The 20,494-nt window shown below is 73.5% G+C and carries 18 protein-coding genes; 6 read left to right on the top strand and 12 right to left on the bottom strand.

Translation table 11 applies throughout. The features are described from left to right. Window positions 1-69: 69 nt before the first annotated feature. Together BJ999_RS04560 and BJ999_RS04555 are read right to left on the bottom strand one after the other, a co-directional pair. Entirely contained in the window at window positions 70-1,113 is a 1,044-nt protein-coding gene (locus BJ999_RS04560) for a maleylacetate reductase (protein ID WP_179832111.1), read from the bottom strand. A gap of 165 nt (window positions 1,114-1,278) precedes the next feature. Continuing rightward, window positions 1,279-1,746 carry a MarR family winged helix-turn-helix transcriptional regulator gene (locus tag BJ999_RS04555; protein WP_179832110.1) on the bottom strand — a complete coding sequence of 156 codons (468 nt, stop codon included), beginning with the start codon at window positions 1,744-1,746 and terminating at the stop codon, window positions 1,279-1,281. A gap of 97 nt (window positions 1,747-1,843) precedes the next feature. Here BJ999_RS04555 and BJ999_RS04550 point away from each other — a divergent pair, with 97 nt between their 5' ends. After that, window positions 1,844-2,896 carry an amidohydrolase family protein gene (locus BJ999_RS04550; RefSeq protein ID WP_179832109.1) on the top strand — a complete coding sequence of 351 codons (1,053 nt, stop codon included), beginning with the start codon at window positions 1,844-1,846 and terminating at the stop codon, window positions 2,894-2,896. Here BJ999_RS04550 and BJ999_RS04545 read toward each other — a convergent pair. The 4 genes from BJ999_RS04545 to BJ999_RS04525 form a co-directional block, all read right to left on the bottom strand. Beyond that, window positions 2,889-4,160, bottom strand: coding sequence for a cytochrome P450 (locus BJ999_RS04545; RefSeq protein WP_179832108.1), 1,272 nt, complete (start codon window positions 4,158-4,160; stop codon window positions 2,889-2,891). The two genes, BJ999_RS04550 and BJ999_RS04545, sit on opposite strands and share 8 nt — an antisense overlap. A 1-nt stretch (window position 4,161) precedes the next feature. Continuing rightward, window positions 4,162-4,980, bottom strand: coding sequence for a TetR family transcriptional regulator (locus tag BJ999_RS04535; protein WP_229810234.1), 819 nt, complete (start codon window positions 4,978-4,980; stop codon window positions 4,162-4,164). A gap of 111 nt (window positions 4,981-5,091) precedes the next feature. Further along, window positions 5,092-5,496, bottom strand: coding sequence for a hypothetical protein (locus BJ999_RS04530; protein WP_179832107.1), 405 nt, complete (start codon window positions 5,494-5,496; stop codon window positions 5,092-5,094). Between the two features lie 118 nt (window positions 5,497-5,614). Further along, window positions 5,615-6,031 (bottom strand): PGPGW domain-containing protein, encoded by a 417-nt coding sequence (locus tag BJ999_RS04525; protein WP_179832106.1) that lies wholly within the window; start codon window positions 6,029-6,031, stop codon window positions 5,615-5,617. 240 nt (window positions 6,032-6,271) lie between these two features. Here BJ999_RS04525 and BJ999_RS04520 point away from each other — a divergent pair, with 240 nt between their 5' ends. The 5 genes from BJ999_RS04520 to BJ999_RS04500 all read left to right on the top strand — a co-directional run bounded on the left by BJ999_RS04520 (window position 6,272) and on the right by BJ999_RS04500 (window position 13,654). Further along, a complete protein-coding gene (locus BJ999_RS04520) occupies window positions 6,272-7,393 on the top strand; it encodes an acyltransferase family protein (protein WP_179832105.1) in 1,122 nt (373 codons plus the stop codon). Between the two features lie 267 nt (window positions 7,394-7,660). After that, complete coding sequence (locus tag BJ999_RS04515; RefSeq protein ID WP_179832104.1) at window positions 7,661-9,079, top strand: bifunctional cytidylyltransferase/SDR family oxidoreductase; 1,419 nt, start codon at window positions 7,661-7,663, stop codon at window positions 9,077-9,079. A gap of 138 nt (window positions 9,080-9,217) precedes the next feature. Further along, the gene (locus BJ999_RS04510) at window positions 9,218-10,993 is read left to right on the top strand and encodes a CDP-glycerol glycerophosphotransferase family protein (protein WP_179832103.1); all 1,776 of its coding nucleotides are present in this window, start codon (window positions 9,218-9,220) and stop codon (window positions 10,991-10,993) included. Between the two features lie 38 nt (window positions 10,994-11,031). Then, the gene (locus tag BJ999_RS04505) at window positions 11,032-12,999 is read left to right on the top strand and encodes a glycosyltransferase family 2 protein (protein ID WP_179832102.1); all 1,968 of its coding nucleotides are present in this window, start codon (window positions 11,032-11,034) and stop codon (window positions 12,997-12,999) included. 40 nt (window positions 13,000-13,039) lie between these two features. Further along, the gene (locus tag BJ999_RS04500; RefSeq protein ID WP_179832101.1) at window positions 13,040-13,654 is read left to right on the top strand and encodes an acyltransferase; all 615 of its coding nucleotides are present in this window, start codon (window positions 13,040-13,042) and stop codon (window positions 13,652-13,654) included. A gap of 24 nt (window positions 13,655-13,678) precedes the next feature. Here the strand turns inward: BJ999_RS04500 and BJ999_RS04495 are convergent, their stop codons facing one another. The 6 genes from BJ999_RS04495 to BJ999_RS04470 form a co-directional block, all read right to left on the bottom strand. Next, window positions 13,679-14,257, bottom strand: coding sequence for a hypothetical protein (locus tag BJ999_RS04495; protein ID WP_179832100.1), 579 nt, complete (start codon window positions 14,255-14,257; stop codon window positions 13,679-13,681). 20 nt (window positions 14,258-14,277) lie between these two features. Next, window positions 14,278-15,726, bottom strand: a complete 1,449-nt coding sequence (locus tag BJ999_RS04490; protein ID WP_179832099.1) for a glycosyltransferase — start codon at window positions 15,724-15,726, stop codon at window positions 14,278-14,280. Window positions 15,727-15,730: 4 nt separating this feature from the next. Further along, window positions 15,731-16,270 carry a hypothetical protein gene (locus tag BJ999_RS04485; protein ID WP_179832098.1) on the bottom strand — a complete coding sequence of 180 codons (540 nt, stop codon included), beginning with the start codon at window positions 16,268-16,270 and terminating at the stop codon, window positions 15,731-15,733. Further along, on the bottom strand, window positions 16,267-17,523 hold the full coding sequence (locus BJ999_RS04480; RefSeq protein WP_218934935.1) for a glycosyltransferase: 1,257 nt from the start codon (window positions 17,521-17,523) through the stop codon (window positions 16,267-16,269). The genes BJ999_RS04485 and BJ999_RS04480 overlap by 4 nt, the downstream gene beginning before the upstream one ends. 1 nt (window position 17,524) lies before the next feature. Beyond that, window positions 17,525-19,123, bottom strand: a complete 1,599-nt coding sequence (locus tag BJ999_RS04475; protein ID WP_218934934.1) for a glycosyltransferase family 4 protein — start codon at window positions 19,121-19,123, stop codon at window positions 17,525-17,527. A gap of 65 nt (window positions 19,124-19,188) precedes the next feature. After that, window positions 19,189-20,493, bottom strand: a complete 1,305-nt coding sequence (locus BJ999_RS04470; protein ID WP_179832097.1) for a nucleotide sugar dehydrogenase — start codon at window positions 20,491-20,493, stop codon at window positions 19,189-19,191. Between the last annotated feature and the right edge of the window lies 1 nt (window position 20,494).

The following is a 20,494-nucleotide window of genomic DNA, read 5'->3' as shown; positions in this document are numbered from 1 at the left end:
CCGCCCCCTTGACCGCGAGAGGACGGTGCCCTCATTCGAACATTGTGAGAAATATTCGCTACCGGCCGCTCACCACATCGCGTCGAGCAGTTCCGCCACCGCGCCGGCGTCCGGCGCCCGGGGGTTGGGATAAGGGTCGGCGGCCACCCGCCCGGCCATCTCGGGGAGCCGTTCGCGGGGGACGCCCAGGGCGGACAGGCGGGTCGGGCCCCGGTGCGCCCGTGCCAGCGCGGCGACGACCGCGACCGGGTCCGGCCCGGCCACCCGGGCCAGCCGGGCCGAGGCGGCGGGCGCCGACGGCAGGTTGAACGCCATGACGTGGGCCAGCAGCATCGTGTGCAGCTCGGCGTGCGGGAGGCCGAACGCGCCGCCGAGGACGTGGGCGAGCTGGTGGTGCAGCCCCATCCGGGTCTGCGCCAGGCAGATCCCGGCCAGCCACGCGGCCGACTGGAGACGTGCGCGTCCCTCCGGTCCGGTCAGGTCGTCCAGCACCTCGGGCAGCGCGCCCAGGATGCCGCCCGCGGCCTCGATCGCCAACGCGTCCGTGACCATCGTGGCGTCCGGCGCCCACAGGGCCTCGACGGCATGGGCGAGCGCGTTCATCGCGCTGGTCCGGGTCAGGCCGGACGGCATGCCCAGGGTGAGGCGGGGGTCGTAGACGACCGTGCCGGGCGCCAGCGTCGGGGCGCGGCGCGTGGTCTTCACGCCGTCCTCGGTCTCTCCCAGCACGGGCGTCATCTCCGAGCCCGCATAGGTGGTCGGCACCGCGACCTGCGGCATGCCCGTGCGTGCCGACACCGCCTTGGCCAAGCCGATCGCGGAGCCGCCGCCGACCGCGACCACGCAGTCCGCGCCCGCGGCCGCCTCCATGGCGCGCACCGTCACGGCGACCGGGGTGTGCGGGGCCGGACGGTCGAAACGCGCCGCGAGCCGGGCCCCGAGCGCCCCGGCGATCCGGTCGGCGGGCCCGGCGGCGGACGGCGCCGCGACCAGCAGCACCCTCCCCGCCCCGATCCGCACGACCTCGTCCGCGACGAGCTCGCTCGCACCCGGCCCGATCAGGACGCGGGACGGCGGCGTCTCGTGGACGACGACCTCGTCCGCAGTGCTCATGAAGTCCGGCCCGACAAAGGGATCATGCTCACTCTCCTGTACGGCGCTGGGCGCTCCTCGACGGCGCAACCTCTCTCCTATCCAGCGCCGCCGGTCTCTCACGCGACACACGTCGTCCCGTGATGCCGTCCTGACCAGGCGACGCGTCCCGGCGCGGGCGCCCGCTCAGCCCGCGCGCCCGGCGATGCGGCGGAGCAACGCGACGAGCTGGTCCCGCTCGTCGCCGTCGAGACAGCCGAAGAGCCGCTCGCCCACGTCGCCGCCGGCGCGCCGCCCGCCCTCCAGCGCCCGCGTCCCGTCCGGGGTCAGGCTGATCGCGTGGGCCCTGCGGTCCTGCGGGGCGCGCTCGCGCCGGACCAGGCCGCCGCCCTCCAGCTCGTCGACGATGCGCACCATCGTGGACTTGTCGATGCCGGTGAGGTCGATGAGGCGCCGCTGGCTGGACGGCCCGTACATCTCCAGGGCGAGCAGCATGCCGAACCCGCGCACGTCGATGCCGAGGGGTCGCAGTTCGTCGTTCATGCTCGCCCGGCTCCGGTTGTGCGCGGAGGCCAGGAGCATGCCGAGCCCCACATGCCGGACGGCGGGGTCGCCGTCCTCGGACAGGAGGCGTTCGAGCAGGTCGTCGAGCATGGGACCAGTTTAGGGGCTTCTGATATAGTCTCGGATGAGACTTTCTCATGAGAGAAAGCATGGTGGGCGGCGCATCGAACGAGTGAGGGAGACGCCCATGCCCGAGACGACCCGCCGACGCGCCCTGCAGGTGACCGGCCTGGCGATGGCCGCGGCCGCCGTTCCGGCAGGCGAGGCGGCCGCCGCCACCCCCGGGCGGTCGCGCGGCAGGATCGACACCCACCACCACGCCGTCCCGCCCCGGATGCGGCGGTGGGCGGTCGAGCAGGGCCTCCTCCCGCCGACCGGCGGGCCGTCCTGGGCCCGGTGGACGCTGCCGGACACCCTGCGGACGATGGACACCAACGGCATCGCCGCCGGGGTGGCCTCCGCGCCGGTGCCCGCCGAGGTGTTCCTGGACCGGAAGGTCGCCGCCTCAGGCGTCCAGGTGTGCAACGAGTCGCTGGCCGAACTGGCGCGCGAGCACCCCACGAGGTTCGGCTTCTTCGCCAACGTGGCGATGCTCCACCCGGACCTGGCCGTGCGGCAGCTCGCCCACGCCCTCGACGACCTGGGCGCGGACGGAGTGCTCCTCAACACCTCCGCCGGCGGGCACTACCTCGGGGAACCGATGTTCGACCCGCTGTGGGCCGAGCTCGACCGGCGCCGCGCGGTCGTGTTCACCCACCCGGTCGCCCCCAAGGGCCTGGCCGAGGCGCCGGGCGTCGGGGACTGGCTCGCCGACTACCTGCTCGACACCACCCGCACCGCGCTCAACCTGATCGCCGCCGGGACCCTCGACCGGTACCCGGGGGTGTCGGTCATCCTGTCCCACGGCGGCGGGTTCCTTCCGTACATGGCGGGCCGCGCCGAGCGCTCGGCCCGGGAGGACGGCGGTCCGCTCCCGGCGAGGATGCGCCCGGCGCTCCGCCGGTTCCACTACGACACGGCTCTGCCGGCGTCCCCGTACGCCACACCGTCCCTGATCGCCGCGGCCGGCGCCGACCGCGTCCTGTTCGGCACCGACTGGCCCGCCAACTCCGCCCGCGAGGTCGCGCTCAACACCCGGGACCTCGACCGCGACCCGGTGCTGGACGACCGCGCCCACCACGCCGTCGACCGGGCGAACGCCCTCCGCCTGCTCCCCCGGCTGGCCGAACGCCTTACCTGATGCGGACGGGGAGGGTGCGGGGGCCGCGGACCTGGCCGGCGGCCCAGGTGACCGCCGCCGGGTCGGCCAGGCTGAAGGACGGGACGCGTTCCAGCCAGACCTCGAGGGCCACGCGCAGTTCCATGCGGGCCAGGTGCGAGCCGACGCAGCGGTGGATGCCGAGGCCGAAGGCGGCGTGCCGGTTCACCTCGCGGTCGATGGCGATCTCGTCCGCCCGGTCGAACTGCTCCGGGTCGCGGTTGGCTGCGGGGAACGACAGCAGGATCCAGTCGTCGGCCTTCATCTCGACGCCGCGCCAGGTCATGTCCTCCCGCACCAGCCTCGCCATCGTGACGGGCGCGAAGGCGCGCAGGAACTCCTCCATCGCGGTCGGCACCAGCGACGGGTCCGCGACGAGGCGCTCGCGGTCCGCGGGCGTCTTCGCCAGGTGCCACAGCGAGGCGCCGATCGCGCTCCAGGTGGTGTCGATCCCCGCGATGAGCAGCAGTGCCATCGTCCCCGAAACGTGGGACCGTTCGAGCTTGCGCCCGTACAGCTCGGCTTCGACGAGGTAGGTGGTGAGGTCGTCGCGCGGGTCGGCGACGTGGTCGCGGATCTGCTCCAGCAGGTAGTCGAACAGCTTGTCCATGCGCGCGATGCGCTCGTCCGGCGGGAGGTTGACCCCTTCGAGGGTGGTCTCGACGAACTCGCGGAACCGGGGCCCGTCCTCGGACGGGAAGCCGAGCATGTCGGCGATGACCCGGATCGGGATGTGCTGCGCGTACTCGTGGGCGGCGTCCACGACGTCGCGGCCCTCGAAGGAGTCGATGAGCTCGTGGCAGTACGCCCTGGTCGCGGGCTCCAGCCGCGCCACCGCGGACTTCGTGAACGCCGGGAGCAGCAGCTTGCGCGCGTCGTGGTGGAACGGCGGGTCGGAGGAGATCGGCGGCGTGACGCCGACCGGCGCCACCTCCCGCGGCGGCCGGAAGTTGCTCATGACGACCGAGCGGGAGGTGAAGCGCTCGGTGTCGTAGGCGATCGCCGCGACGTCCTCGTAGCGGGTCGGCAGCCAGCCGCCGCCGAACCGCTCGGTCCGCGCGACCGGGCAGCGCCGCCGCAGGTCGTCCTGGATCGGATACGGGTCGCTGGCCCATTCCGGTTCCAGGTGGGAGAAGTCGGTCGCCCAGTCGGAGACCGGGCCCGTGACGACCTCGTTGCGCGTGCCGAGCGGGCGGCTCTCCCGCTCCTCCTTGAAGCTCTTGCCGAAGCGGTCGTCCGCGGTCATCTCACGCCTCCCCGAGAACGTCGATCGCTCGCTCGGGACAGTTCGCGCCCGCCAGGCGGGCCTCGTGCTCCCCGCCCTCGGGGACGGCGCCGTCCCCGAGGACCGTGCCGTAGCCCTCGTCGTCCTCGCCGAACAGGCCGGGGGCCAGGTCGTAGCACCGGCCGTGCCCCTGGCAGCGTTTCGTATCGATCTGCACCTTCACTGTGTTCCTCCCGTGTAGGGCGGCGGCGGGGCGGGGCGGCGCGAGCGCGGCCACGATCCGCGCGAGCAGCGCGGCCCACTCCTCGTCCCCGACGGCGTGCATGTCCGGCGGGATGAGCGCGCTCCCCATCCCGAGCAGCAGGCAGAGGTGGGCGAGCGCGTTCGGCGACAGCGCCGGGTCCATCTCCTCGCCCGTCTGGGCGATGCGCATGAGCCCGGCGAGCCAGTCGCCGCGCTCGCCGACGTAGTCGCGCATGGGACGGGCGACCTCCTCGTCCCGGCGGGCCGCGACGAGGGCCTCCACGACGAGGTGGGCGCGGGCGTCGCGGCGCTTCGGCAGCCATCGCCCGGTGGCGAGCAGCAGCTCGACGACCGGGCGGTCGGGGTCGGCGTCGAACAGGTCGGCCAGCAGCCGCCGCCCGTGCGCGCGGAGCGCGGCCACCAGCAGCTCGGCCTTGGAGTCGAAGTGCGCGTACAGGGCGCCGTTGCTGACGCCGGCGGCCCGCGCGATGTCGGCGACGCGCGTCCCGTCGTAGCCGCGCCGCGCGAACTCGTCGGCCGCGGCGCTCAGCAGCCGTTCCCGCGTCTCCGCACGAGTGACGCCCGCAATACGCCCCATACCGGAATTAAACGAGCGTTCATTTGACGGGTCAAGGGCCCGGCGCGACTCGCTCTCCGCCTGGCCTGCGGACACTGCGCCCTCATCGCACGGACGCAGCGTCCGGAGGCGTCACCGCACGGCGGAGGAGTAGGACTCCGCCTTCTCCTTCCTGCCGACGGTGAAGAATCCGATCAGCGCGGCGAGCGCGGCGACGGCCTCCCCGGCGAAGCTGATCGTCTTGTCGGCGTACCACTGCGGGTCGTACATCCGGGGGATCGGACCGAGCTGCCCGAAGTCGACGAAGTAGTACAGCAGCACGGCCCCGGCCGCGCTCGCCGCGACGACGAGCGCGATCGCGTACGTCCACCTCCGGGCCCAGAAGAGCACCAGCAGCGCCGCGACGGCCGCCGCGATGGCCTGGCCACGGAACAGGTCGTCTCCCGGGATGACATCGCTCGGAGTGTTGGGCCCGGGGGCCATGTCGGGCGCGAAGCGCCAGTGCACGACGGCGTCGGCCGCGAGTCCCGCGGCCACGAGTACACGAAGAAGGATGCCCATACCCATGACACGGTGATACCCGGCCGGCGGATCAACCTGGCAGAACATTTCGCCCTGGCCGGGCCCGGCCGCGTCGAGCCGTCCGCCCGGCCCGTCACTCGGGGAGGGTGCCGGCGCGGCGGGCCCTGACCCGCCGCCAGCTCCAGTAGAGGAGCCCGAAGAGGATGAAGCCGGACAGGATGAGCCCCGAGCCCGTGCTCCATCCGCTGAGCGGAAGCTCCTCCACGAGCCCCCAGGCCACACCCGCGCCGATCAGCGCGAGCCCGGTGAGCACGGAGCCCGTGAGGCGCCACCACGACGTCACGCTCTCCTCGGCCGCCTGGATCGCCCGCTCCCGGACGGGCTCGACGTAGCGGTTCACGGCCGGGAACTCCCGGGAGAGGATGAGCAGGCCGGCCAGCACGAGCAGCAGCCCCGGGCCGGGCAGCACGAGCAGCGCGACACCGGCCACCAGCACCGTGCCGCCGGCGATGATCACCACCCCCTGCCGGGTGGACCTCCCGTATCCCATGCCTCTCCCGTCCTCCCGCACTGGCCCGGTCCCCCGGACCCTGCCCCGGCCATCGCATCAGGTAACGGCCGCCGCCTCGGTAACGGGCGTGTACCCGTCTCAGAGGATCTTGCGCGCGGGACGCCCGCCGAATCCGCGGCGCCCGCCCGTGACGCCGCGGCAGCGCGCTGTGACTCCGAGGGTTCTGGACCGTTTCGTTAGGTATGCTCCACGAGCCCCTCCCAGGATCAGAGATCTTTCATGACACAGACACCCGAGGCGTCCGTCGTGGCGGTTCCCGACTCCGCCGAGGCGCCGGTCCCCGACTCCGCCCCGGCGGCGGCACCCCCCGCCGAGCGCACGCAGGACAAGCCGCGGACGCAGGGCGGCGCGGCTCCCCGAGGACGCGACCCGCACCTGGACAACGCCAAGTTCCTGGCGATCCTGCTCGTCGCCGGCGGGCACGGGCTGTCGGGACTGCGGGACGTCCCGCTGGCCGCGGCGCTCTGGAACTTCATCTACCTGTTCCACATGCCGCTGTTCGTCATGGTCAGCGGCTACCTGTCCAAGCGGTTCACCCTCACCGACGACAAGGCCGTGCGGCTGGTCGGCTCGACCATCGCGCCGTACCTGATCTTCCAGTGCGCCTACAGCCTGTTCGCCTGGGGCGTCGACGGGCGGGCGTTCCAGTTCGACGCGCTGGACCCCTACTACCTGACCTGGTTCCTGCTGGCGCTGTTCGTCTGGCGGCTGCTCACCCCGGTGTGGCGGCGGCTCAGGTTCCCGCTGGCGACGGCCGTGCTCGTCGCCCTCCTCTGCTACATGTCCGACATCGGGAGCGCGCTCGACCTGTACCGGATCCTCGGGCTGGCGCCGTTCTACGTCCTCGGGCTGACGCTGTCGCCGGAGGTGATCCAGATCGTCCGGCGGCCGTGGGCGCGGATCACGGGCGCCGCGCTCCTGGCGGCCGCGCTCGCGGGCGCGTACCTCACCCGGGACCACATGAACGCGCGCTGGCTGAACTGGGACACCGCCAACGGCGACCTCGGCGTGGACGAGCTCACCGGAACCGTGATGCGCGCCGGGCTGATGCTCACCGGGACCGTGCTCATCCTGGCCTTCCTCGCGGTCACCCCGTCCCGCCGCACGTGGTACAGCGACCTCGGCGCCGCCACCATCTACGGCTACCTGCTGCACGGGTTCCTGACGCGGCTGTTCACGTTCGAGGGCTGGCAGAAGCTCGCCTGGTTCGACACGGTTCCCGGCGTCCTGTCGGTGGTGCTCGCCTGCTTCGTCATCGTCACGGTGCTGAGCACCTCCCCGGTGCGCCGCGTGACCCGCTGGGCCGTCGAGCCCGACATGAGGCCGCTCTTCGGCCGGTGACGACCGGACGCCCGGGGCGCAACGATCATGGTCCGGGGCGCCGCAGGCCCCTGCATGCAAGGGGTTACAGGAATCTGGAACGTTGGTGAATTCGCCTCAAAGTTCCACAGACCGGGTACAGTTAGGCGGCAGTTCCCCCCTGTGCGGATCACCAGCCCTGCGAAAGCCGTGCCGCCCGCACCCCCAGATCCCACGGGTGACTGCATCACGTTCGGTTTTCGGCCGCCGTTCCGGCTGCCATGAAGAATAAGGACGGTCGCATTGGTCATGGCGCCGCAGGGTGAGCATCGCGTCGTAGCCGTCATCCTTGCGGGTGGCAGCGGACAGCGGATGGGTCTCAGCACTCCCAAGCAGCTCCTCAAGATCGCCGGGAAGACGATCCTCGAACACACGCTGGGCGTGTTCGAGGAGGCCCCCGACGTCGACGAGATCATCGTCCTGATGAACCCCGGGTTCATCCAGGACGCCGCGGACTGCGTGCGGAAGGCCGGCTGCACCAAGGTCAAGGCGGTGCTCCCCGGCGGGACGTCCCGGAACGCCACCACGCAGCTCGCCCTCGACGCCCTCGCCGACCACCCGGCCGAGACGACCAGCGTGCTGTTCCACGACGCGGTGCGCCCGCTGCTCTCGCAGCGCATCATCCGCGACTGCGTGGCCGCGCTGCGCGAGCACCGGGCGGTGGACGTCGCGATCCCGTCCGCCGACACGATCATCCAGGTCGACCAGGACGTCATCGTGGACGTCCCGCGCCGGGCGAACCTGCGCCGCGGTCAGACCCCGCAGGGCTTCCGGCTCGCCACCATCCGCGACGCCTACGAGAAGGCGTGGCGGGACGAGAACTTCGAGGCGACCGACGACTGCACGGTGGTGCTGCGCTACCTGCCCGGCACCCCGATCTACGTCGTCCCCGGCGACGAGCACAACATGAAGGTCACCGAGCCGGTCGACATGTTCGTCGCGGACAAGCTGTTCCAGCTCGCCTCCTCCGACGCCCCCGACCTGACCGAGGACGAGTACGCCGAGGCCCTCGGCGGCAAGACGATGGTCGTGTTCGGCGCCAGCCAGGGCATCGGCGCCTCCATCGCGGAGCTGGCCCAGCGGTTCGGCGCCCGCGTCTTCGGCTACAGCCGCGGCGCCACCCGCACCCACGTCGAGCGGCCCGACGACGTCGCCGGCGCGCTCGCGCAGGCCTACTCGGCGACCGGCCGCGTCGACTTCGTCGTCAACACGGCGGGCATCCTGCGGATCGGCCGGCTCGACGCCATCGACCCCGAGGCGATCGAGGAGGCGCTGCGCGTCAACTACCTCGCGCCGATCCACATCGCGCGGGCGTCGTACCCCTACCTCGCCAAGACCGGCGGGCAGCTGCTGCTCTACACCTCCAGCTCCTACACCCGCGGGCGCGCCGACTACAGCCTGTACTCCTCCGCCAAGGCCGCCACGGTGAACCTCACCCAGGCGCTGGCCGACGAGTGGTCCGGCGACAAGGTGCGGATCAACTGCATCAACCCCGAGCGGACCAGCACCCCCATGCGGACCGCGGCGTTCGGCCAGGAGCCCCCGCACACCCTGCTGAGCGCCGACCAGGTGGCCCGCACCTCCCTCAACGTCCTGCTCTCCAGCCTCACCGGGCAGGTCATCGACGTGCGTCGTGAAGACCCCCTCCTCGGCGGCCGTTCCGGCTGACACCCCACCCCCGCACGCGCCCGCTCGGCCCGGCGGGCGCAGGTCCCCCCTTCCCCTCTCCCCAAATGCGCCATTCCTCAGGCGCTGACAAGACGGAGGTGTGCCGTGCGGCGTCTCGTCTCCCGGTACTCAACTCTCATGCGGTACTCATCGGTGCTGGCGCTGCCCGTCACGCTCGGGCTGCTGATCGGGGCCGCCGCGGCCGGGTCGCCCTGGGCGTTCCTCGGCGCCGCCGTGCTCTGCTACACGGCCGAGTTCGCCCTCGGGCGAACGCTGCCGGACGCGGCCAGGCCGCTGCGCTGGGGCCAGATGAACCCGGGCGCGCGGGTGCTGGTCCGGCAGGCGGCCCTCGTGCTGCTGCTCGTCCAGTCGGGCGACGCCGGCAGGCCGACCGTCGTCCTGGCGGCCATCGGCCTCCTGCTGGTCGACTGGATCCGGGCCGCGACCCTCGCCGGCGCGGTCGCCTCGCGGCGCGTCAACCGGCTCCCCTTCGTCACCCGCAACCTCGGGCAGGGCGAGCCGTCCTCCCCCGTCCCCGGCGCCGCCTGGCAGGCCCGGCTGACCCTCCTGCTGGAGAGCCAGGCCGACCTCCTGCCGCTGCTGTTCGGAACCGCCGGGCTCCTGCTCGGCCTCCCGGCCCTGGTGGTCGCCGGACTCCTCGGCACCGCGGCGGCCGCCATCGCCGTCGCGGCCGCGCAGGCGCCGCGGCTGCGCCGGATGCGCGCCCTCCTCGACGCCGAACGGTCGGGCCGCGACGTGCAGCGCCGCGTGGACCACTACAAGCCCGAGGTCGTCCTGTACTTCACCGGCCCGCCCACCACCGTCTACCAGGCCAACATGTGGCTGGAGACGCTGGAGCGGCTGGACCGCAAGGCGATGGTCCTCGTCCGCTCCCCCGAGGTCGTCGGCGCGCTCGCGCCCACCCGGCTCCCCGTCGTGTGCATCACGCGGGCCGAGGACATGATGAACTTCGACCTCGGGACCGTGAAGGTCGCGCTCTACCCGGGCAACACCGGCAAGAACCTCCACCTGCTCCGCGAGGAGCACATCAAGCACGTGTTCGTCGGGCACGGCGACAGCGACAAGGGCCCGAGCTCCAACCCCGTCAGCAAGGTCTTCGACGAGGTGTGGGTGGCCGGCCCGGCGGGCCGCGACCGCTACCACAACTCCGACGCCGGGGTGCGCGACGAGGCCATCGTCGAGGTGGGCCGCCCGCAGCTCGGCGAGATCACCACCGAGCCGTCCGGCGGGCCCGTCCCCACCGTCCTGTACGCGCCCACCTGGGAGGGCTGGGACAGCGAGCACGGCTACAGCTCCCTGCTCGGCATGGGCGAGCGGATCGTCCGGACGCTGCTGGAGCAGGGGCCGCGGCTGCGCGTCATCTACCGGCCGCACCCCTACACCGGCCGGCGCCTGGCGGAGGCCGCCGCCGTGCACGCCCGGCTCATCCGGATGATCGAGCAGGCGAACCGGAGCGGCGCGGGCGGCCACCAGGTGGTGACCGGCGCGGACGCCTCCCTCTACGAGTGCTTCAACCGCTCGGACATGCTGATCACCGACATCAGCAGCGTGATCTCCGACTACATCCCGAGCCTGAAGCCGTACGTGGTCGCCAACCCCGACGGCATGGACGAGAACCTCTTCAAGACCGAGTTCCCGTCCGCGTCGGCGGCCTACCTGCTGAGCCCCGGCTGCGGCGAACTGACCGACATCCTCGCCGTCGCGGCGACGCCCGGCCAGGACCCGCTGGCCGCGGAGCGGCGCACGCTCCGCGACTACCTGCTGGGCCCCGAGCAGCCGGACGCCATGACGCGGTTCGCCGCCGCCGTCGACGCGCTCGCGCAGGCCGGCCCCAGGTCGACGATGTACGAAATCCCCCGACGAGCGGTCACCGCGGCCACCGAGCACGCCTAGAGTGGCCTTCACAGTCACCTCCCGAGCGTAGAGGGGCCATGAGGCAACCCCTGGTCAGCGTTATCATCCCGGTCTACCAGTGCCGGGACACGGTGGGCGGGGCACTGGAGTCGGTCTTCGCCCAGTCCCTGCCCGCCGAGCAGGTCGAGGTCATCGCCGTCGACGACGGCTCGACCGACGGCGGCGGCGAACTGCTGGACGAACTCGCCCGCACCCACGACCGGCTGACGGTCCTCCACCAGCCGAACTCCGGTGGCGCGGGCGCGCCGCGCAACCGGGGCCTGGAGCTGGCGTCCGGGACGTTCGTGTTCTTCCTGGACGCCGACGACCGCCTGGCCCCGGAGGCGCTGGAGCGCATGACGGCGATGGCCGAGCGCAACGGCACCGACATCGTCCTCGGCAAGCAGGTGGGAACGGGCGGCCGCAAGTCGCCCAAGGTGTTCGCCCGCTCCATCGAGCGCACCCACGTGCTCGACCCCGACTGCGACCTGTTCGGGCGCATGTCGATGGCCGCGCTCCAGCTCTTCCGCCGGTCCCTGGTCGAGGGCGCGGGGCTCCGCTTCACCGAGGGCCTGGTGGCCCACGAGGACCAGCTCTTCACCGCCGGCGCCTACCTGAACGCCGGCGGAGTCTCCGTCCTGGCCGACTACGACTGCTACTACTGGGCCGCCCGCGAGGACGGCTCCAGCGCGACGCAGGGAGCGGGCGCCCCGCCCGCCGACCTGTACGCGATCATCGCCCAGGCGATGCGGCAGGTCGCCGACCACACCGAGCCGGGCGAGACCCGGGACCGGCTGAACCGGCGCTACCTGCGGCTGGAGGTCTTCGGCCGCCTCGACCGCCTCTACCTGGACTCCTCGCCCGACGACCAGAAGCTCACCCTCGCGGGCTGCCGCGAACTGCTGGAGGAGTGGTACACCCCCGCCCAGCAGGAGCTGGCCCTCCCCCTCCACCGGGTGATCGCGCACTGCGTCCTGCACGATCTCGACGACGAGCTGGTGGAGGTCCTGCGGTTCCGCCGCAGCGGGACGCGGCCCCGCCTCCACCTGGAGGACGGGCGCGCCTACGTGAAGTACCCGTTCTTCCGCGACCCCGCCGTCCGCATTCCCGACGCGTGCTTCGCGAGCCCCAAGCCGCTGGTCGTCCGGCCGGCCCTGGCACGGCTGGCCTGGGATGACGGCGCCCTGATGGTCGGCGGCACGGTGCTCGTCCAGGACGTGGACGAGGAGAGCCCGGCCGTCCGCCTGCTGCTGACGGACGGCGACGGCGCCCGCCGCCCGGTGGAGTGCGAGACCGTCCCGGCCGCGCCCGTTGACGACGGCGTCGAGGTGTCCTTCACCGCCGCTCTCGGCCCGCGGGCGGCCCCCCTCCGGAACGGCGGCTGGACGGTCCAGATCGAGGTCTCGCTCAGCGGGCACGTGCGGACGCTGCCGCTGGTCAAGCCGCGCGATCTGCCCCTCCCCCGGGCGGCCCTGGCGGGTGCCCGCCTGCTGCGCCCGAGGCAGGAGCGCGACAGCGGGCCCCTCACGCTGGAGATCGGCGGCGCCCTCACGTCCGCCGACTTCCGCGACGTCGAGGTCGGCTGGGGGCCGGGGCGGCGGGTCCGGGTGCAGGCCGACGCGCCGCCCGTCCTCGGCGACGGCCCCGCGATGAGCGTCGTGCTGCACCACGCCGACGACGGGACGACGATCCGCGCGGTGCTGGAGGCCGCGCCGGACGACCCGTCCCGCCTGCGCGCCGACCTCTCCCTCGCGGGCGCGCGTCCCGGCCGCTGGCGGGCCCGCTTCGCGGTCGACGGCGTGGGCGATCCCGTCCCGGTGCGCCTGCCGGCCGAGGGCGGCGGCGTCCTCGGGCCGGTGACCGCGTCGCTGGTGCCCCCGCGCCGCGTGCACGTCAAGATGGACCGCAGGACGGCGACCGTGCACGTCACCGCGCCGCTGGCGTCGCTGGCGAGGCGCACCTGGCGGCGGCTGCTCCCCGGCGGGGGCACGAAGCCGCGGCCGTGACCCGCATCCACCCGCTGAACCTTCGCATGGAAGGCACCGAATGAGTCACCGCATCCTGCCGAGCGCCCAGGTCGACCCCGGCGCGGAACTCGGCGACGGCACCACCGTGTGGGACCTCGCGCAGATCCGCGAGGGCGCCCGGCTCGGCACGGGCTGCATCGTGGGACGCGGCGCCTACGTCGGCACGGGCGTGCGGATCGGCGACAACGTCAAGCTGCAGAACCACGCGCTCGTCTACGAGCCCGCCGTGCTGGAGGACGGCGTGTTCGTCGGTCCCGCCGTCGTGCTCACCAACGACCGGGAGCCCCGCTCGGTGGACCCGGACGGCAGGCTGAAGCGCGGTGACGACTGGGAGGCGGTCGGCGTCCACGTCGCCGAGGGCGCCTCGCTCGGCGCCCGCAGCGTGTGCGTCGCGCCGGTCCGCGTCGGCCGCTGGGCGATGGTCGCCGCGGGCGCGGTGGTGACCCGCGACGTCCCCGACTTCGCGCTGGTCGCGGGCGTCCCCGCCCGCCGGATCGGCTGGGTCGGCAGGGCCGGTGCCCGGCTCACCGAGCGTTCCGACGGGACGTGGGAGTGCCCGCGGACCGGTGAGATCTACGTCGAGGCGCCCGCCGGCGGCGGCTCGGAGACGACCGTCCTGACCGAGAAGGGCTGAAGCCGGAGCAGGCGGCGGGCCCGGTCAGGGCTTGGCGTCGAGGCTGCGCACCTGCCGCGTCGTCACGACGAGGTCGGGGTGCAGGCGGGCCAGCCGGCGGCCGAGCGGCACCGACGTCCGGTCCATCACGACGACGCGGACGAGCCCGCCGGTGTCGATCTCGCGCAGGACGCGCCGCCACGCGATGCGGGCCAGCAGGTGCGGCCGGACGTGCCGGTAGAACGGCACGAAGAGCCGCCGGTGCACGGCGCGGGAGACGCGGGTCCGGAGGCGGTCCAGGCGGGCGCCGAGAGGGCCCGCCCGCGCCACCGGGCGGACGGCGATCCGCGGCGCCCTGATCACGACCGTGTGCTCCAGCCAGGGCAGCGGGTGCCGGGCCTCCGCCTTGTCGAGCCGGTGCAGGCGCACCCGCTCGTCCAGGTTCGCCCACCCGTCCGGCTCGGCGGTCACCACGTCGACCCGCGCGCCCTCCTCCGCGAAGTACCCGGCCAGCCCGATGACCCTCTTGTGCTGGCGCTTGGGCGGCACGTTCGGGACGGGGTCCATGGTCAGCCTCGGGTCCATCGCCAGGACCAGCACCTTCGGGGGTCGCGCGCGTTGCACGTCGCCGTCTCCCAACATGATCACCCGCCCACGCCGCGCCTGCGGGCGGCCAGCTCGGTGAGCCGTCCCACGAGCGGCTCCAGCGTCACGTTCCGTTCGAAGCGGTCCGCGTAGGCGCGGGCCTCCGCCACCTGCCGCTCGTCCAGGCCGGCCGCCGCCTTCGCCGCCGCCACCATCGAGGCGGCGATGTCGGCCGGGGCGAGCCCGCCCGGGTTGAACCACAGCGGGTATCCGCGCAGCAGCTCCTCGGCCGCCGAGCCGGGCGTGTGGACCGACACGATGGGACGTCCCGCCGCCATGTACTCGAAGATCTTCCCGGAGGTGACGTAGCGTCCGCCGCCGTTGAGGAAGACCAGCACGTCGGAGTCCTGGTAGACGTCGGCGAGCGCCGTCTTGGACACCGGCCCGCGGTGGTGGACCCCGGGGGCGAGCACGTGCTCGTCCTCCCCGCCGTGGGCGAGCTCCGCCTGCTCGGCCACCGCCGCCCCGCCCCCGACCTCCTGGGCGCTGACGGCCGCTGCGGCCGCCTCTGCCGCGGCGGCGAAACGCTTGCGGAGCTTGTCGTCGGTGCCCTGGAAGAACCCGAAGTAGCCGTAGAAGTCCAGGGTGGCGGCCCGCATGTCCGAATGCGCGCGCGCACGGGAGAACCCCTCGATCAGCTCCTCGATGGGCTGCTTGTCGGTGACCGTGCCGACGAAGGAGAAGCGGGGCGCGTGCCCGTCCGTCGTCGCGCGGGCGGCCGGGGGCGGCGCGGCGCTCTGCGGGAGCGTGTCGGCGTCCCACCCGTTCAGGACGGTCATCATACGGTCCGCCGCGCGCGGGTAGCGCTCGGCGTGCCACGCGCGCTGGGCGTCGTTGACGTACAGCGAGTTCGCCGCGGACCGCAGCACCCGGCGCTCCCAGCGCCAGGCGGGATGCCCGTCCTCGAACATCGGCTCCTCGCTGAACTGGTCGAGGGTCCAGGAGTCGCGGTAGTCGATGACGTAGGGGGTGCGGGTCAGCTTGTGGAACAGCCAGGCCGCGGCGAACGACGAGTACGGGTTCCCCGTCGCGAGGACCACGTCGAACCTGCGCCGCGCGTGCATCCGCAGCGCGCGCCGGACCGAGTCGCGAGCCCAGGACGCGTAGTGCTCCGGGAAGACGTGCTTCTGCCCCCACGTGTACAGCGACTGGGCCAGCTGGGGGAACGTCCCCCGGAACCGGCTGTACTCGCGAAGGTCCGTCTGCCAGACGAACCGGTTCAGGTCCGGGCGCACCAGCGTGATCCGCGGGTCGACGGTCTTCGTCAGCCGGTCGTCGACCGAGCCGATCGTGTCGTACAGGAACGGGAGCGGCGCCGCGAAGACCGTGACGTCCCAGCCCAGCTCGGTCAGCCGGTTGGCGGTCGCCCGGGGCCGGTACACGCCGCTCGCACGGGACGGCGGGAAGTAGAAGGCCAGGTAGAGAAGGCGCGGGCGGCGTTCGGTCATGGCGTCATCCTCTGGCGTTGCCTGCCGGGGACCTTTCATGAGCGACGGAGTAGGAGAGCGTCGCTCCGGCGCCCGCGATCGTGTCCGCGAGCTCGGCGACGGTCACCAGCGACTGCGGGTCCGCGATGACGACGAGGTCGATGGAGCGGGCGTGCAGCAGGTCTCGCTCGACCGTCCGGCGGCGCACCGCGCCGGCGTCGCGCCGGTAGCGACGGGCCAGCCGCCGGTCGATGGGCCGGGCGACGCGCCTGCGGTACGCGGAGTCGATCCGCTTCCCGAGCCCGCGCAGGGGCCCGGGGAAGCACACGCGCAGCAGCAGCCCCGGGATCCGGTACAGCGGGATCCGCACCGCGTCGGGGCGGTAGCGCCGTTCGAGTGCGGACAGCTCGACGGCGTCGACACCGTCCGGGAGCGGGTCCTTCGCCCACGTCGAGGACTTGCGCACCAGCACGGCTGCGCTGCCGCCGTCCGCGACGACCTGCGCCGCCTCCCGGACGACCGCGGGCCGGCGGGAGGCGCCGAGCGCCACGAACAGCACGTTCACGCTTCTTCTCCCCCGTTCGCGGCACCGTCGTTCGCGGCACGAGCGGCCGCGCCCTCCGGGAACCAGTGCCGGTGGTGCGCCTCGGCCACCGTGCGGTACCCGAAGCGCCCGTCCAGGATCTCGCGGGCCTTCGCCAGGTCGAGGCCGTCCGGGAAGCGGTCGCGCAGGCGGCGGTACCCGGCGACGATCGAGCTCGCGTTCTCCTCGACGTCGATCATTTCCCCTGCGGCGGCTTCTATGCCGGCCAGCGTGCGCTCGGGGCCGCCGCAGCGGGTGACCAGTACCGGCAGGCCCGCCGCCACCGCCTCGACGATCGTGACACCGAAGGTCTCCCACCGGGCGGGGTGGACGAGCAGGTCGTGCTCGCGCATGAGCCGCGCGGCCTCGTCGGGGGCGACCGCGCCGAGGAACGACACCGCGTGCTCGACGCCCAGCTCGGCGGCCCGCTCCTGGAGCCGCCGGGCGAGCACGCCCGGCCCGGCCATCGTCAGCGTCAGTCCCGGGTCGTCGGCGAGGCACTCGGCGAACGCCTCCAGCAGCCAGCCGACGCCCTTGCGCTCGACCAGCGTGCCGACGTACAGCCAGCGCCGCAGCTCGGTGACGGGACGCTCGCGCGGCTCCCCGAACGCGATCGGGTTGGAGATCATCTCGATCTTGTGGGCGAGCGCCGGGAACGCCTCGGCGAGGGTGTCCCGCAGCACGTCGGTGACCACGAGAAAACCGGTACAGCGCTCCAGGACCCGCTCGTACATCTCCCGGGAGTCGGGCTGCTCCAGGACCTTGTCCAGGAAGGACGCGTGCTCGGTGACGAACACCCGCGCGTCCGGGCGGGCGTTCTCCAGCGCCGTCCAGCCGCCGCGCAGCCCCACGTGGGCGTGGACGACGGGCGCCGGGATCGGCTCGCCGCCCAGCGCCTCGCGCAGCCACCGGGCGTGCTGCACGGCGAGTTCGGCGAAGGTGTAGTCCGGCACCGTCGGCACCGGGACGCGCACCAGCCGGGAGCCCGCGACGTCGGGCGCGGGGTGCAGCGCGACCGGCAGGAGGCGGCGATGCGCCTCGCGCGCCGCCTCGACCTCCTCCGCGGGCCGCCTCATCAGCCACGCCTCGGTGTGGTAGACGGTGACGTCGCCGCAGCCCGGGGCCGTCGCCTCGACCATCGACCGGACGAAGGACCCGGCCCACTCCTGCATCGGGTTCGGATACCAGGGCGTGACGACGGCCACTCCCGCGCCGACTTTCCCGTCCGCCGCCACGTCAGTCCTGCGCGCCGATGAGCTGGTCGTCCGGACCCGCCGGCGGCGCGCCCGGGGCGGGCCTCGCGGCGGACGGCAGCAGCTTGGCGTAGACGCCGTCCAGAATCTCGGCCTGCGCCTCCCAGGTCCACTCGTGGAGCAGCTCGGGCCGGTCGTCGTACACGGCGCGGTACCGCCGCGGGTCGCCGAGGACCGCCTCGACCGCCCGCACGTAGTCGTCGAGGTCCTCGGCGTGGAAGACCTCGCCCTGCCCGGTGGCCTTCGCCATGTCGCCCATCGCCTCCACGTCGCTCACGACGATCGGCAGCCGGGCGTGCGAGTACTCGAAGAACTTCGTGATCAGCGCGATCTCGTGGTTGGGCCAGTGGTGGATCGGGATCACGCCGATGTCCGCCGCCGCCAGGAACGGGACGACCTGGTCGAACGGCACGTACGGCACCGTGTGGACGCGGTCGGCGGCGCCGAGTTCGGCGGCGCGGGCGACCAGGCCGCGGACGTACTCGGACCCCGCCGAGGAGACGACCAGGGCGACGTGGAGCCGGGGCAGCCGCGGCAGCGCCTCGATCATGATGTCGAGGCCGCGCTGCGGGGCGGCGGCGCCGCTGTAGACGGCGATCGGGGTGTCCGGGCCGACGCCGCACATCTCCCGCATGTCGGGGACCGGATCGGACGTGCTCGGCTCGCCCCCGGTGATCGGGGCGTTGAGCACGACGGTCGGCCTGCCGCGCAGGCCGTGGCGCTCGATCAGCCGGTCGGCGAGCGCCTCCGAGACGGTCACCACCGCGTCCGCGTCGCCCGCGTACTCGCGCTCGTACGCGCACATGGCGGGATGCCAGCGCGGGTCGGAGCCCCAGGGGCGGATGCCCGGCAGGAACTCGTGCGCGTCCCACACGAGCTTCACCGTCCGGCCCTTCGCGCGGGCCCGCCGCACCGAGCGCGCCGCGACGCCGAGCATGCGGAAGTCGTTGGCGTGGACGATGTCGGGTTCGAGCTTGTCGATGACCTTGCCGTAGGCGCTGTCCCAGTCCCACAGGTTGCGTTGCAGGACGCGCCACGCCCGGTCGCCGAGGACCTTCAGCCAGAAGTTGATCGCGAGCCGCTCCATCGGCGCGCGCGGGTTGCCGCGGGCCGCGGCGAGCGACTCGGTCTGCCGCACCCGCAGCGCGACCCACCGCGACTGGAGCTTCGCCGTGACCCGCCGGGCCAGCAGCCACACCTTGCGCGCGGGGCCGCGGGACTTGCGGTCGAGGCGCGCCGCGGCGAGGTCGGCGCGCCGGGACTGCACGAGCCGCCGCCGGTAGTCCGCCACCTTCGGGTGCCCGTACGCGAGCGGGCGGCGCAACGTGGCGCGCAGGACGCCGTGCCGGTCGCGCAGGAGCACGTGCTGCACCGGCAGGAGGCGCACGCGGGCGCCGCCGAGGTCCCACGAGCGGCGCCTCTTGCCCCTCGCGCTGCCGAGCAGGTGCACCTCCCAGCCCGCCTCGGCCATCGACTTCGCGGCCTTCTGCACCCGGGAGTCGCGCACGACATCGTTGTCGACGAGCATGACGACGCGGCCGCGCGACGGCGCACCGGGAACCGTCCCGTCTTCGATTTGCATTCGATTCTCCAGTTGCGGTCGGCCGGGGCGCTTGCGCGGACCGGCCCGAGCGGTCAGCGAGGCGTCTACGAACCGGTCCGAGCGTCCGGGGCGCCGATGACGACGCGGTGTACTCCGGGCCAGCGGGCGGCGTCGGTGACGCGGCGGCCGTCGACCAGGGCCTTGACGCCCGGCAGGTCGTCCGCGCCGAGTTCGCGGTAGGCGGCGTGGTCGGCCTGCACGATCGCGGCCGTGACCGACTCGCCGCGGTGGGGCGGCAGGCCCAGGGCCTCCAGCTCCTCGGCGGTGTACATCGGGTCGGACACGTACGGGACGGCGCCGCGCCCCCGCAGCGCCTCCACCGTGGGGAAGACGCCGGAGAACGCCGTCTCCTTGACGCCGCCCCGGTACGCCGCGCCCAGCACGAGGACGCCGGCGCCGGTCAGATCGCCGTAGGCGTCGGCGAGGAGGCCGACGGCGTACTCGGGCATGCCCGTGTTGGCCTCGCGGGCGGCACGGACGACGGTCGCGTCCGGGTCGTTCCACAGGTACATCCGCGGATACACCGGGATGCAGTGGCCGCCGACGGCGATGCCCGGCTGGTGGATGTGGCTGTACGGCTGGGTGTTGCAGGCCTCGATGACCTTCATGACGTCCACGCCCGCCGCGTCGGCGTAGCGGGCGAACTGGTTGGCGAGGCCGATGTTGACGTCGCGGTAGGTCGTCTCGGCGAGCTTGGCGAGCTCCGCGGCCTCCGCGGAGCCGAGGTCCCAGACGCCGTTCGGGCGGTCGAGGTCCGGCCGCTCGTCGAAGTCGAGGACCTGCTCGTAGAACTCGACGCCGTGCCGGGCGGACGTCTCGTCGACGCCGCCGACGAGCTTGGGGTAGCGGCGCAGGTCGGCGAACACCCGTCCGGTCAGCACGCGCTCCGGGCTGAACACCAGGTGGAAGCCGGCGCCCGCGGTGAGGCCGGAGCCCTCCGCCAGCATCGGGGCCCAGCGGTCCCGGGTGGTGCCGACGGGCAGCGTCGTCTCGTAGCTGACGAGCGTGCCGGGTCGCAGGCCCTGCGCGATGGAGCGCGTCGCGGCGTCCATCCAGCCGAAGTCCGGGACGCCCGCCGCGTCCACGAACAGGGGGACGACCACGACGACCGCCTCGGACTCGGCGACCGCCGCCGCCGTGTCGGTCGTCGCCGTGAGCAGCCCGGCCCGCACCGCCTCGCCGAGGTGGACGTCCAGCTCCGCCTCGCCGGGGAACGGCTCGCGGCCCGCGTTGACCTCGGCCACGACGCGTTCGTCCACGTCGGCGCCGATCACCCGGTGGCCCTTGCGGGCGAACTGCACCGCGAGCGGGAGACCGATCTTGCCGAGCGCGACCACGCAGATCCGCATG

It is taken from the genome of Actinomadura citrea (assembly GCF_013409045.1).
Classification (GTDB): Bacteria; Actinomycetota; Actinomycetes; order Streptosporangiales; family Streptosporangiaceae; genus Spirillospora; species Spirillospora citrea.
Note: the sequence above shows the minus strand (reverse complement) of the source record. Positions and strands in the feature narration are given on the sequence as shown.